General features: G+C 51.6%; 11 protein-coding genes and 1 pseudogene. 6 read left to right on the forward strand and 6 right to left on the reverse strand.

The window, feature by feature from the left end; translation table 11 throughout:
- A pseudogene (locus tag RTK01_RS02955) lies at nucleotides 1-283 on the reverse strand (TIGR00268 family protein); the annotation flags it as partial.
- Nucleotides 284-738: 455 nt separating this feature from the next.
- Here RTK01_RS02955 and RTK01_RS02960 point away from each other — a divergent pair.
- The 6 genes from RTK01_RS02960 (at nucleotide 739) to RTK01_RS02985 (ending at nucleotide 7,625) form a co-directional block, all read left to right on the forward strand.
- Nucleotides 739-1,176 carry a DUF3842 family protein gene (locus RTK01_RS02960; RefSeq protein ID WP_312279550.1) on the forward strand — a complete coding sequence of 146 codons (438 nt, stop codon included), beginning with the start codon at nucleotides 739-741 and terminating at the stop codon, nucleotides 1,174-1,176.
- Nucleotides 1,177-1,260: 84 nt separating this feature from the next.
- Nucleotides 1,261-3,162, forward strand: coding sequence for a sigma 54-interacting transcriptional regulator (locus RTK01_RS02965; protein WP_312279551.1), 1,902 nt, complete (start codon nucleotides 1,261-1,263; stop codon nucleotides 3,160-3,162).
- Between the two features lie 261 nt (nucleotides 3,163-3,423).
- Nucleotides 3,424-4,437 carry a tripartite tricarboxylate transporter substrate binding protein gene (locus RTK01_RS02970; RefSeq protein WP_312279552.1) on the forward strand — a complete coding sequence of 338 codons (1,014 nt, stop codon included), beginning with the start codon at nucleotides 3,424-3,426 and terminating at the stop codon, nucleotides 4,435-4,437.
- Nucleotides 4,438-4,464: 27 nt separating this feature from the next.
- A complete protein-coding gene (locus tag RTK01_RS02975) occupies nucleotides 4,465-4,929 on the forward strand; it encodes a tripartite tricarboxylate transporter TctB family protein (protein WP_312279553.1) in 465 nt (154 codons plus the stop codon).
- A 13-nt stretch (nucleotides 4,930-4,942) separates the two neighbouring features.
- On the forward strand, nucleotides 4,943-6,439 hold the full coding sequence (locus tag RTK01_RS02980) for a tripartite tricarboxylate transporter permease (protein WP_312279554.1): 1,497 nt from the start codon (nucleotides 4,943-4,945) through the stop codon (nucleotides 6,437-6,439).
- A gap of 4 nt (nucleotides 6,440-6,443) precedes the next feature.
- Nucleotides 6,444-7,625: an amidohydrolase family protein gene (locus tag RTK01_RS02985; protein WP_312279555.1), complete on the forward strand. Its 1,182-nt coding sequence runs from the start codon at nucleotides 6,444-6,446 to the stop codon at nucleotides 7,623-7,625.
- Nucleotides 7,626-7,908: 283 nt separating this feature from the next.
- Here RTK01_RS02985 and RTK01_RS02990 read toward each other — a convergent pair whose 3' ends face one another.
- The 5 genes from RTK01_RS02990 to RTK01_RS03010 form a co-directional block, all read right to left on the reverse strand.
- Nucleotides 7,909-9,072 carry a UxaA family hydrolase gene (locus RTK01_RS02990; protein WP_312279556.1) on the reverse strand — a complete coding sequence of 388 codons (1,164 nt, stop codon included), beginning with the start codon at nucleotides 9,070-9,072 and terminating at the stop codon, nucleotides 7,909-7,911.
- 15 nt (nucleotides 9,073-9,087) lie between these two features.
- Complete coding sequence (locus RTK01_RS02995) at nucleotides 9,088-9,372, reverse strand: UxaA family hydrolase (protein WP_312279557.1); 285 nt, start codon at nucleotides 9,370-9,372, stop codon at nucleotides 9,088-9,090.
- Between the two features lie 96 nt (nucleotides 9,373-9,468).
- Nucleotides 9,469-10,752, reverse strand: a complete 1,284-nt coding sequence (locus RTK01_RS03000) for a lactate racemase domain-containing protein (protein ID WP_312279558.1) — start codon at nucleotides 10,750-10,752, stop codon at nucleotides 9,469-9,471.
- A gap of 261 nt (nucleotides 10,753-11,013) precedes the next feature.
- On the reverse strand, nucleotides 11,014-12,318 hold the full coding sequence (locus tag RTK01_RS03005) for an MATE family efflux transporter (protein ID WP_312279559.1): 1,305 nt from the start codon (nucleotides 12,316-12,318) through the stop codon (nucleotides 11,014-11,016).
- A gap of 85 nt (nucleotides 12,319-12,403) precedes the next feature.
- Complete coding sequence (locus RTK01_RS03010) at nucleotides 12,404-14,332, reverse strand: sigma 54-interacting transcriptional regulator (RefSeq protein ID WP_312279560.1); 1,929 nt, start codon at nucleotides 14,330-14,332, stop codon at nucleotides 12,404-12,406.
- Nucleotides 14,333-14,335 lie beyond the last annotated feature (3 nt).

A 14,335-nucleotide genomic window follows, 5' to 3' on the forward strand; every position in this document is an offset into this window, starting at 1 on the left:
AAACGACACGCTTGCAGTAGTAGCAGCGATTTTCCGGATTGGCGACCACCGTTTCGTCCGCCAGACTGTCTCCTTCCATGACCGCCCGGGGAATGCGGCCCTCTTGCGCAATCTTTCGAGCGTCCGCCAGCTCAAACGATGGCTGGAACGCCGAGTTGACGTAATAGGCGTGCCAGTCCCGGCCGTACTGCATGGCCGCCCATGCCAATAGCGAAGGGTCGGTGCCGCCCGAAAAGGCCAGCGCGCCAGACGGGTGCTGTGCAAAAAAGTCCTGTAAATTCATTGTGACCTCCAAATCTGTCGTACGGAGCAAATTAGCCTTGTCCGCTGCAACTGTGTTTTGCGAACAGCCGCTACACCTAATAACTTGCCTTTTTCAACCAACGCAAAATAAAAGAAGGCATACCTAATATAGGTATGCCTTCTGGCAAAACACAAACTTTCCATATAAGCCGTCTGTACAAAAGATTTGCCGGCAAGCCATTGGAAAGAGAGCGGAATTCTATCCGCTTGACATGGCCTTCAGACCATATATGTAAGCATAGCAAGCCTGCATAAATCTGTCAATGGGGAAAATGCAAATATTTTAGCAATAATATTTATATTTTGGGGATATGTTGTTCTATATTAATATTATATATGATAATGTATAATATGAATTAATTTGCTGAGAGCAGTGTGAATTTCAACAAATACAAATACCGGCACTTTAACGTATCCGGAGAATGGACTAGCTTTATGAAACGGGAAAACATCAAAATAGCCGTCATCGACGGACAAGGGGGCGGCCTTGGAGGTGCTTTGATTCAGCAGCTCAAAAAGGCAAATCCGGACATTTCAATTCGTGCCTTAGGGGCAAATGCCGCCGCCACCGCTACCATGTTCAAAGGCGGCGCGGACGACGGTGCGACTGGCGAGAATGCCATCGTATACAACGCCTCGCGTATGCACATTCTGCTGGGTCCCATAGGGGTTCTTGTCGCGAACGGACTTTTGGGTGAGGTCACGCCGGCCATGGCGGCGGCAATCGGTTCAGCAGATGCGGTGAAGATTCTTTTACCGTCTTTAAAGTGCAATATTCGTTTGGCGGTCGGCGCGCAGGAATCAATGCAGACTTATTTAAACGAGGCGGTACGCCTTTGCAACGAAGAGATTTCCCATCTTGTAGATCAGTAAGAAAGCAGCACATTCCTCCAAGGTTGTAAAAATAGCCGGACGCATAACCAATACCCCTGCCGAGCGGCGGAGAAAGGACATCCAATGATTCATCTGATATTTCTCGCGCCGTATGAGGAACTACGCGGAAAAATTGAACAAGTATTTCAAGAGCGTTCTGATCGGGACGAAATCTCCTGTGAGATCATGGCCGATCAGTTTAATAATGATCTGGCTGCGGCCCTACATGGAGACGCCATTATCTCCCGCGGATTTACGGCGCTGAAGCTGAAACGATTAGGGATCCCCTATGCGGAGCTGAAGACCACCGGCTACGATGTCATTGCCGCCGTGGACAGCTTTCTTCGAACGCATACCTTTAAAAAAATTGCCATTGTGGGCGCCAGCAACATGGTTTACGGCGCAGAGAACATCGGAGCCGTCTATCGGGATATTGAAATCAGATGCTATGCCGCGGACGACGAGCTAAAGCTGCGGGAGTTAACCGAGCACGCCATTGCCGACGGTGCGCAGGCAATTGTGGGCGGCTGCTCCACCATTGCCATCGCGTCGGAATACGGGGTCCCATCGGTGCTGATTGAATCCGGGAAAGAAGCAATCAACTCCGCGATCGACGAGGCACTTCAAACGGTCCAGATCACGCGGGCCGAGCGGCTGAAAAGCAGCCAAATTGCCAACATCATGAATTACTCTTTTCAGGGGATCGTCTCCACCAATCACAAGGGAATGATCACCCTTGCCAACAATTATTGCTATAACCTGCTGGGAGTGACTGAGCAGGAGCTATTGGGTCAACAGCTCTGCGCATGGTTTCCGGACATCCATTATCAGGAGGTGGTGGAACGAGGGATCAAAATTCTCTCGGAAATCCACCGGGTCAGGGATATAACGATCATGGTAAATTGTGTGCCCATTGAAGGAACGGAATGCAACGTAGGCTGCGTACTCACTTTTCAAGACATCACGCAGATTCAAGAGGAAGAGGGAAAAATCCGGAAGCGATTTTATAAAAAAGGATTTGTTTCTAAGTACCGATTTGAAAATATTTATTACCGGGACGAGGCCACTGCCGAGACCATCCGGGTGGCGCAAAGTTACAGCAACTCCAATTCCAGCCTTCTGATTTTGGGAGAGACCGGCGTAGGCAAGGAGCTGTTTGCCCAGTCGGTACACAACGCCAGTAGTCGACGGAACGAGCCCTTTGTTGCCATCAACTGCGCATCTTTGCCGGAAGATCTGCTGGAGTCGGAGCTGTTCGGGTATGTGGAGGGCGCTTTCACAGGAGCGGCCAAGAGCGGCAAAATGGGCCTTTTTGAGCTTGCCCACAAAGGCACCATTTTCTTGGACGAAATAGGTGACATCTCTGCCAAACTTCAGGGGCGGCTGCTTCGTGTTCTTCAAGAGCGAGAGATTCTGCGTCTGGGCCACGACACCGTCATTCCCATCGACGTACGGGTAATCTCCGCCACCAATCGCGATCTGCAAGAAGCAGTTGGCAAAGGCTCCTTTCGCATGGATTTGCTCTACCGGCTGGACGTGCTGCGGCTGATTATTCCGCCTATCCGGCAGCGGCGGGAAGATATTTCCTGCCTGATTGACCACTTTATAGACATTGAGCGGGCCAAGAACGGATGCAGGCTCAAAGGTCTGGAGCCCACCGCGCAGGAGTTGGTCCGCTCTTACGACTGGCCCGGGAATGTGCGAGAGCTGCGAAACTTCTGCGAACGACTTTGCGTACTTTGTACACAGGAGTATGCAAGCGTGTCCGCCGTATCCTCCGCCCTAGACATGAGAATGAGTCCTCTCCCGGCATCGGGACGCAGCACGGGCGTTCCCTCAGCCCATGAGGCTCTGCGGAAGACCGAGCGAGAATTGATAGAACACACTTTGCAGATGCACGGCAGCAGCCGCAAAGAAACCGCCGCCGCGCTGGGAATGGATACCAGCACTCTGTGGCGAAAAATGAAGAGGTACGGAATTCAATAACAGTGTAAATTTCTTAATTGCAATTGCATTGCACAAACGATATTGCAAATATGCAATATCGTTTGTGCCTTTTTACTTGAAATTTGTTTAAATTAAAATGATCTTTGGTATTTTGAACAAATTGGTTCGTGCTTGTCTAGAGAGTACCAACAAATATAAGTTGAAATTTAAGAAAAAAAGACATGTGGCATATCCTTTGCTTACAAAAGCATAGAGACAAAATTTTTTAGGGAAAATTTGGTCGGAAAAGGAGAAATTATCATGATTTCAACAAAGCAAATTCTGGCAATGGCACTTGCGGGTACCATGGCACTTTCTATGGCTGCCTGTGGGGGTTCCTCTGCTCCCCCCGCTTCTCAGTCGGGCGGCTCGGCTTCCGTAGGAGGCAGCTCTGACTTCCCCAACAAGGTCGTTCAGGTAATCGTTCCCTTTGCCGCAGGCGGAGGCGCGGATATTTCGGTGCGCACTCTGTCCAAATACGCCGAGGAGTCTTTGGGGCAGAAAATTGTTATCCAGAATGTGACCGGCGGCAGCGGCACCGTGGGCCTGACTCAGCTCGCCAGTGCGGTCCCCGACGGATACACGCTGGGATACTTCGCCAGCACAAACTCCAATGACAATCTCCTGTTTGAAGGCATCCAGTATGGCGTGGATTCCTTCGAGCCCATTTTGAAATACTCCGCCGACCCCCACATCATCGTGGCCAGCAAAAAATCCGGCATCACCGATATAGCCAGCCTGCTGGAAACAGGCAAAGCCAACCCCGGCGAGCTATCACTTGCTTTGGGCGGCGCATGGACCAGCCATGACTTCCTGCGCATTTCTCTGGAGCAGAAGTTGGACATCAACTTTAAGAGAATCGTCTATCAGGGCGGCTCTGAGGCAATTACCGCAGTGGCAAGCGGCGACGTGGATCTGGCCGTTCCCTTTGTCTCCGAGGCAATTCCTCAGATTCAGGCAGGCAATGTGATTCCTGTTGCCATTACCAGCGCCGAGCGGTTTGACGTGGTACCCGACATCCCTACCATCAAAGAGCAGGGCGTTGACTACACGCACACCATGTGGAGAGGTCTGGTTGCTCCCGTAGGAACCCCTCAGGAAGTCGTTGACGAGCTGGTCGCCGCTTTTGAGTCCGCCTGGAACAACCCCGACTATCAGGCCGAGGCCAAGGCGGCCGGCATTATGGCTGAGTTGTGCAGCGGCGAGGAGTTTAAGACCTTCTATCTGGAGAACCATGAAACTTATAAAGAGATGATTGAATCTGGTCTGGAATAAAACACGGTCATCTACGAGGAGAAAACTATGCAACTTAAAAAATCATTCAATGACATTCTGATTTGCATCGGTCTATTCATTTTTCTGGGAGTGTTTGTGGTTCAGCTCGGCAGTATTCCCTCTGACGCAAAAGGTTATCCAACCTTTCTGATCATCTGCAGCGCACTGCTCACCGGCGCGTTGCTGTTCAAATCTATTAAAAAGCACCGTAGCGAGCAGGCCGCGGAGGTAGCCCCCGACTTCAAGCAAACGCTTCTGATGATCATCAGCTATGCCATTTTGATTGCAGCCTATATCTTCCTTCTGGACAAGATTGGTTACATTGTCTCAACGCTTCTTTTTGTGCTGGGATCGCTTTTGTTCTTGAAAATACGCAATATTTCTCTGTTGGTACTGCTCCCGCTGGGTTTGACCTTCAGCATGCACTTTTTGTTCACGCGCTTTCTGCTGGTCACACTTCCACGCGGAACCTGGCTGACATTTTTGATGTAAGGGGAGCAAATATATGGACAATATCATTTTGGGCTTGACCCATGTTTTTCAGCCCTATAATCTACTTATCTGCACCGCTGGCCTTTTTGTAGGCGTACTGTTCGGCGCATTGCCCGGTTTTTCCGCCACCATGGGCGTCGCGGTATTTATCCCCTTTTCCTATGTCATGGAGCCGGAGGCGGCTATGCTTCTGCTGGCGGGAATCTATTGCGGCGGCGTCTATGGCGGCTCAATTCCTGCCGTTCTGATCGGCATTCCCGGCACCCCCGCCTCAGTCCCCACCGCCATGGAGGGGCTTCCGTTGACGGGGAGGGGCGACTCCGGCTTGGCGCTGGCCATGGTCACTTTCGCTTCCACTGTGGGCGGAATTGCCAGCGCCTTCGCCCTGCTGGTGGGCGCGCCGCTGCTGGCGCTGATCGCTATGAAGGTGGGCGCGCCTGAGCAGATGATGATCGCCATCTTCGGCCTAAGCGTTGTTTGTACGCTCTCCTTTGATAACCTTCTGAAAGGTTTGCTGGTGGGCTTTGTGAGCCTTCTCATCGCCACCGTGGGACAGGACCCCATTCTGGGCTTCCCCCGGTTTACCGCCGAATTCTATCAGCTCACCGGCGGCGTGGATGTAGTTCCCGTTTTAATCGGCCTGTTCTCCCTGCCCGAGGTGCTGAAAATGCTTGAAGAGCGGGAGTCGGCGCAAGGCGATGTGAGCCGGGTGAGCAAGATGGTCATTCACATGAAGGACCTCACCAGCAATATCTTTAACTTCATTCGTTCGTCCGTCATCGGCGTGATCATCGGTATTATTCCCGCCGCCGGTCCGGACATTGCCTCCTTCTTTGCCTATAACGAGGCACGCAAGTCCTCCAAGCATCCCGAAGAATATGGAAATGGCTCCTTAGAGGGAATTATCGCTTCAGAAACGGCCAATAACGCCGTTACGGGCGGATCTCTGATTCCCCTTTTGACGCTGGGTATTCCCGGAAGCGCCCCCGCGGCCCTCTTTTTGGGCGCAATGATTATCCACGGACTTCGCCCCGGCCCGCTGCTCTTTTCTCAAAACGCCGCAGAGGTTTATACGTTGCTGGTAGGATTTATCGTCATCAATATCATGATGTTTTTCGTTGGCTGGCTCTACTGCAAGGTCTCCGGAAAAATCCTTCTGATTCCTAAGTCGGTGCTGTCCACTTCCATTGTGGTGCTTGCCACCGTGGGCGCGTTCTCCATCAACAAGAACATGTGGGACGTTCTGATGATGTATATCGCGGGTATCGTAGGCTATATCATGGTCAAAAACGACTATCCACTCTCCCCGGTGGCTCTCGCGCTGCTGCTGGGAAAAATTCTGGAACAGGGCCTCTCCCAGACAGCTACCCTGTACTCCGGAAAGCTTCTGGACGTCTTTGACCGTCCCCTGTTTGTTATCTTTCTTGCCTTTACATTGTTCTCCTACGTTTATCCTTTTATCAAGAACGCCAAGGACAAAAAGAAGGCCACAGCGATAAAAGGAGGCTAACCCTATGGCAAGCTACACCGTGTTGCTGGCGGGAAAAATTTTCAACGGTCCGGAATTGGAATTAATGCGCGACGGTTGCGTGATTCTTCATGAAGGCGTAATTGAAAAAATATTGCCCCAGGCAGCATTTCTGTCCGAAAGCCACGACCAGTTCGAGTTGGTGGATCTGGGTAATCTCACGCTCATACCCGGAATGATTGAATGTCACAATCATGTGGGAATGGACGCACGTCTGCCCAGTCATCTGGAAATGATGGATGGCAGCGAGTGTGAGCTGACCGTCACGGCGGTCAAAACCCTGCAAGACGATTTGCTTTCGGGAGTCACCACCGCCCGGTGTATGGGCGACCGCCATTATCTAGACATAAAACTCAGGAAAGAGATTCAGCGGAACCGCTTAATCGGGCCGAATCTGCTATGTGCGGGTATTGGCATGAGGTGCATCCACGGTCACGGCTTTGTGGGGGTGCCTCACAGCGGGGCTGAGGAATTCCGGCGCACCGCCCGAGAGAATATGCTCCAAGGGGCTGACTTATTAAAAATTTTTGCAACACCGGGAATGCCTCCCATAAATGGGTCCTTTATCCCCCACTTCCTCACCCGTGAAGAAATCCGCACCGTTGTAGAGGAAGCTACTGGCAAAAATCTGCCTGTTGCCTCTCACTGCATCGGCGGTCAGGGTCTGGTGGACTGCGTTGAAGAAGGCGTGGACGTAATTGAACACGCCTACTGCATTGATGACGCAGGGCTTGAGCTGGTGAACAAGTATGACTGCTGGCTGGATCTGACCTCCGGCATTCTTCTGGACCCCAGCAGGGAGGAATTTCTCTCTCCGGCAAGTGTGGACTGCTGCCGCCGGACGCGGGATGCCGCCTTTTCCTGCATGGAGAAGGTCATGAAAAGCGGCGTCAAGTTCGCTTTGGGCACCGATGCTTATCACGGTCTTCTTTATAGAGAAGTGGAATACGCGGTCCAATGCGGCGCCAGCAGCCTTGACGCAATCAAAGGCGTGACGGTGAACGCCGCAAAAATGTGCCGCATTGACCGGCGGACCGGCAGTATCCAGCCCGGCCTTGCCGCTGACCTGATCGCGGTGGACGGCAATCCGCTGGAGAACATTTCGTCTTTAAGCCGGGTTTCTTTTGTGATGAAGCAGGGACGGATTTTTAAAAAGCCCATTCTCTGATTCTTTCTCTGATACTTCCGGCAAACCCAAACATAGAACCGGCAAAATTTAGGACGCTGTGCTTAGTCCAAGATTTTCTCCAACCCCTTGTCGCAAACTAATTTGTGCATGACTCTTAACACTACCAAAAATGCCTCCTGTCGTAGAATAAAAACTACGATAGGAGGTCTTTTATATGCCAATAAAAAGGGAGCTGCCGGGATGTTCCCGGCAGCTCCAAACTGCGTTATGAAAAACTCTCTTTTTATCTGTTTCACCCGAAAATCAATTTCAAGGAAACGCCTTATACGTAGTTGCAAGCACGGGCAATTGCCATTTCGGTAAAGCCCAGCGCTTCCGCTTTGGTCTGATTTCCACAGGCGACTTCTTTGACCATTTGATAGAGCTCGTCGCCCAACTCCTCCAGCGTCTTGGTCCCGTAAATAAGCGGGGAGGCATCCAAATCCAAGTTGTCTTTCATCTTTGAAAAGGTCAGCTTGTTGCCGGTAATCTTGATGACCGGCACGATGGGATTTCCCGTGGGGCTGCCGCGGCCTGATGAGAAAACCACTATCTGCGCGCCGCCGGCCGCCATCGCTGCAACAGAAGCGGGATCGTTGCCCGGGGTATCCATTATCACCAAGCCCTCTTTTGTCGCAACCTGCTTGGCATAGTCATAAACGGCGCTGACAGGTGCGTGACCGCCTTTATGAATACAGCCCAGCGACTTTTCTTCCAAGGTCGTGATGCCGCCCGCCTTGTTGCCCGGAGAAGGATTTCCTTCTCTTACTTCTTCCCCAATCAACTGCAACGCTTTTTCATAGCGGTGTACAATTTCCAAAATACGGTCGTGAACCTCGGGAGTTTTGGCGCGCTTTGCCAAAATATGCTCGGCACCAATGAACTCCGTTGTCTCGCTGAGAATGGAGGTTCCCCCGTCTGCTATCAGCAGATCGCTCAGGCACCCAATAACAGGATTCGCCGCAAGACCACTGGTGGGATCGGAGCCGCCGCATTCCGTGCCGAGAATCAGCTCGGACATGGGAAACTCCTGCTTTTGAAGCAATGACGCCTCCTGAACCAGCTCTCTTGCGTACCGAACACCCTGTTCCACGGCCTTAAGCGTTCCGCCAATCTCCTGAATGATGATTTGATGCAGCGGCTTGTTGGTGCGCTCCTCAATTGCCTTGACTACCAAATCCATCTGGCAGTTTTCACAGCCCAAGGATACAACCACGGTTCCGTAGACATTGGGGTTCGCGGCGTAACCGGCCATCACGTCCATTGTAAGCTGCTGATCGGGAGCAACCTGAGAACAGCCCTGCTGATTGTTGAAGGTTACGGCTCCGTTAACCTGACTGGCAATAATTCGTGTGGTATCGGATGCGCAGACACTGGCCGGCAGAATTAGCACATGATTGCGGATGCCCACCCGCCCGTCCGGACGCTGATATCCAAAAAAATTCATTGATATCTCCTCTTGTCAGCCGTCGAGATTTTCCCTGTGGCTGGTGACGTTATGAACATGGATATGCTCACCTTTTTTAATATCGCAGGCGGCGATGCCGATATGCTGTCCGTACTTGGAGACGGACTTGCCCTCCGGAATGTTCTGGCAGGCCGCCTTATGGTAAATCGTAATATCCTCCAGAGCCGGAAAGCGCAGTGTCTCTCCGTTGCAGACATAGATGATATCATCGTCCTTCTGAATTGCCTCAATGGCGATTACCACATTGTCTTTGGAATCAATGATCATTGCGTTGCGCATAAATGCACGCCTCCTTTTAGCATGTCTGTGCCGTTAAGCCTATCAGTCCAACGGCGGCGGGAAAGGGATGGCCCGCGATCCGCGGGCATCCCCTCATTAAAACAGATTGCCCTGTGTGTCAAATTTCAGTTCATAGGGCTCGGAGAGAATTTCAATATTCGGGTTGGCCTTGGCCAGCGGCAGCAGACCCTCGGAAATCTCAATATACTCAATGTGGGCCGTATTGTGAATGCGGATCATCTTCATGTTGTTCTGATCTTCGGCATCAGGGCAGCAGCAAAGCGCCAGCTGCAATGCCTCACGGTCATTGTCCATGATCATGGGAATCTTCATCAAATGTAAAAACGTATTGGTAACACCGGTTGGATACGTCATCTCCAGCTTCATCTTGTCGTAAAGCCGCCGGGTCGTCACTTCGGCCAGCCCAATGCCCTGCGCATTGCCGTGGGTTTCGTCCGTAAGGTCAAGAACAACCACCTTTTCCGCGTCGATCCCCCCCGAACAGTATTTGGGTTGGACAAAGCGCCCTGTTACATTGGGGTCCATACCGTCTCCGCTGATATTTTTGCCGATCTGGTCCACAACCAGCACGTCGCATTTATCAAAAAGCAGACGGGCAATGGTCTTATAGGAGAGCTCCTTGAGCTTAGGCTCCTCATCAATAATCTCCTGAGGGGTTAACGCCTTAACGAGATAGGTATCATCATAAGCGTTTTCGATCACTGCAATTCCACCGATAATCGGTGCGTTTTTCAGAATCGTAAGGCCGTATTCCTCTACCAGCTCGTGCATAATCGCCGGACTTTGGCTGTGCAGATCATGGGCGCCCTTTTGCTTACCAAGGCCGATGGCCATCATTTTCATCAGGCCGCTTTCATACTTGCCGCGAAAAGACGTATGGGGCTTAATCCGGTTTAAGAGAATAATCCCGTCGGCCTCCGCCGCGTTTTTGTCAATCTGAACGGATTGATGCCGTTTTTCGGAAATACCGATCTGAACTGTATCCATGCAGCTTTTCACCGGGCAACCCATCGTTTGCTCTGTGATGCCATAGTCGGCAAGAATTTGGCTCTGGCCTTCCGCGGTAGCTCCTCCGTGGCTTCCCATGGCCACCACAATAAAAGGTTCCGCGCCCCGGGACTTCGCAAAATCCACAATGGCTTTGGTCATGATTGCATAGTGGTTAATGCCGCGGCTTCCGCAGGTAATGGCAACCTTCATTCCGGGTTGTATTTTCTCCGCAATCACCTCTCTGGAGAGCTCGGAGGTAACCGTTGCCGCAATTTTTTCCTCTGGAATATTGGTGGAATCGTAAAGCTCCCGTATCCGCACCATTTTGGGAATGGGAACATCTTTTATCAGGTTGGTAATTGTTTTCATATACTGTCCTCCTAGTCCACGCCTAGATGCCTATTTTTGAAACACAGATTGCAAATGCAAGTTGGACACCCCGTCGCAGAAAATTATAACCTTGATCATGGCTGGATCTGAAGGCCCCGGCCATGACCGCAGTTGTCAGACCTGTGCCAGTTCATCGCTTAGAGCAGACAGGCTCATTACGAAGAAGTCTCAAAAAAGCTCATGCCCAACTCCGATTTATTAGGGGCAGAGATCTTTTAAAAGGTGGTCCCCGCCTTCCGCTCAGAGCTTCTTTTTCACCATCCACAGCATTGTTGCAAAACAGGCGCCTCCACCGATCAAATTGGAAATTGGCTCCGACCAGAACACACCGGATACCCCCATATAGCGAGGAAGCAGCCAGATCAGCGGAATCACCAGTACAACCTTGCGGAACAAGGAGAAGAAAATGGCATACTTGGCCTTTCCCAGCGCGGTGAAGGTGGCCTGTCCGGAAAACTGAAGTGCCATTAGACAAAAGCCCCAAAAATAGATATGCAGCATATCCACACCGACTTCCAACAGCTTTGGATCATCTGTAAACAGCAGGATAGCCGCCTGTGGGAACAAAAACAACACGCCCCAGACCACTGCGGTATACACAATGCACACGCCGGTTGTGAAGGCAATCCCCTTTTTTACCCGGTCAAGTTTTTGGGCCCCATAATTATAGCCAAGAACAGGCTGTGACCCGGCTGTGATGCCATGCACGGGCATGATCGCCATCTCCCGCACGGAGGTGATCACCGTCATGGCACCCACAAACACATCGCCGCCCAGATTCATCAGCGCACGGTTATAAGCGAATTGCGTGATTCCATTTGTAAACGCCATTACAAAATTTGCAAAGCCCATCTGCACGGTCTGCAACAGCACGGCAGGCTGCCAGCGGATATGTTCCTTGCGTAGCAGGAGCAACGCCCTCCGCCCTGTCAAAAAATGCAGCACCCAAGCCGCAGAGACAAACTGGGCCACAACCGTAGCAATGGCAGCGCCTCTCACTCCTAAATCAAACACAAAGATCAGCAGCGGGTCGAGAACCACATTGATCACCGCGCCTGCGGCAATAGAAACCATTCCCACCTTTCCAAAGCCCTGGCAATTAATAAAATTATTCATCCCCAGCCCGATAACAGCCGCCGCTGTTCCCCAAATATAGACTGAGAAATATTCCTTTGCGTATGGAAAGGTTTCGGAACTGGCGCCGAAAAGCCGCAGCAGCGGATTTTGAAATGCAACGCCTATGAAGGTCAGAATCAGTGCGGTAATGACCAGCATAAAAAACGAAGATCCGATAATTCGCTCTGCCGTCTCATCATCCTTTCGCCCACGTGCAATCGAACAAAGAGGCGCCCCGCCCATGCCGAAGAGATTTGTAAACGCAGTAATAATATTTATGATTGGAAAAACAATACCGACGCCGGTCAGACTCAAGGATTGCCCCCCGCCGATACGTCCGATAAAAAAACGGTCTGTTATGTTGTAAAGGACATTGATCAACTGTGCAATGATCATTGGAACAGCCATGACGGTGATATTCTTTGCCATACTCCCTTGACTGAAATCATGATCGCGCTGCAAATAGTTACCTTCTTTCTCTAGATAGAGTTTACCGCCTTGCCCCGTGACAGGCTCACTTTTCGGAATCTGGGGATTTGTTTTTCTCTTCCTGCCGCTTGATCATCCGCCAGAGTGTGGTCCGGCTGACTCCCAATTCCCGGGCAAGCTCCTTCTTTTTCACAGGGACCGGCAAATACAGCGAAGGCGGCGCTGGAGCTGTAGGGAAGGCAGACGGAGCCTGCCCGGAAGTTTCCAAGCCCCCCGCTCTCTGCCCATCAGCAAAAAGCAAATTCAGTTCTTCCAACGTGTCCGTGCTGATAGCCTGTGCGTCATTGAGTACTACCAGCCGCTCACAGACATTTCTGAGTTCACGCACGTTGCCCGGCCAGGAATACTGGCGCAGAATCTCCTGCACGCGCAATGTCAGCCGAGGCGGAATTTTACCCTGCTCGGCGGCAAAAATGCAAAGCTGATGCTCCATTAGCGGCAGAATATCGTCCGGCCGCTCCCTCAGCGGCGGAATATAAATTTCCAGAGCGTTCAGACGAAACAGAAGGTCGCTCCGAAACTTGCCCTGCGCGATCTGCTCTTGAATATTGACATTGGTTGCAGCGATCACCCGCACGTCAATCGGGATGACCGCAGTACTACCAATCCTCCGGATTTCCCGCTCCTGAAGCACCCGCAGCAGCTTTGCCTGCAAAGCAACCGGAATTTCACCGATCTCGTCTAAAAAAATAGTTCCGTGATGGGCCTGCTCGAAAAGGCCCGTTTTTCCCATGCGGGAAGCGCCGGAAAAAGAACCCGGCTCATAGCCGAACAATTCGCTTTCCAGCAGACTTTCCGGAAGTGTGGCGCAATTAATGGCCACAAAGGGTTGATCAGCCCGATTACTGGCCGTATGAATGCTATGCGCAAATAGCTCCTTACCAGTTCCGGTTTCTCCGGTAATCAGCACATTGGAGCTGGCTGTGCTGAATTTCTTGGCGATTTCAACGCGTTTGCGCATGGCAGGACTGAAGGCAATTAAATCACGAAACGAGTATTTCGCGGTCAGGCCCTTGAACGTGAGATCCTTGCGTAGCTGGCGTTCTTCCTGCATGATCTTGGAAGCGGCACTGGTGGTGATCAGCGTGCCTACGCCGGAGGCCTCTCCACAGATCAGCTTGTATTTCACGTAGTATTTCTGCCCGTTCAGGTTCAAAATGCCCTCGTCCCCATCCCGGCACGAAATGCTGGAGGAGCCGATAAAAGTCAGTTGGGAATTGATTTCGCTGACTAACCGCCCCTGCCAGTCAGACGCAAAATCCAATTGATAAAGCTGATATGCCTTTGTATTCGCTTCCAGAATACAGCCGGTTTCATCCACGGCAAGCACCGCGTCTTCGCTGTTGTCCAGAATCATACGAATGATATTGCTTTTCGTTCGCTCGGTATTGATGCTGCGGGCCGCTTTCATCGCCTCTGACACAGCGCGGTCCAACGTTTCGGGCTGAATATGGATATAGGTACACGGAATTCCGCGCTCCCGACAGATATTGCTGACAGTTCCGCCGCTGACAATGGCGTCCACGCCATCCCTCTGGCAGGCGTCCACAGCCGCGTACGCGCTATCTTCATCCAGAACATCGTATAGGCGCACGTCCGCCCGACACAGTTCATTTAAGCCGGGCAATATCTTCCTGAGCTCGCCGCGTTTCAGGCATAACCCGATAACGGAAGGGTGAAAGCTGTCCCGGCAGAGCATCAGAGCCTCCAGAATATCCGTCCCGTCGAAATCCAGACAGGTCACATGCTTTCCCGAATAGATCTCGCAAATTTTGCGATAGGTGATGCCCCTCGCCACAATTACATCATAGCCCCCCAGTTGATTGAGAATCTCCGGAGTTCCGAAACGATGAACCACATCAATATGCAATTCACTGCTGCGAATCTTCTCCACCTTTGCTTCCATTTGTTCAATTAAATCCGGGGACGGCACAAAAATGATAATTCTGACCATACG

The organism is Oscillibacter sp. (assembly GCF_031978065.1).
In the GTDB taxonomy this organism is placed as follows: domain Bacteria; phylum Bacillota; class Clostridia; order Oscillospirales; family Oscillospiraceae; genus Oscillibacter.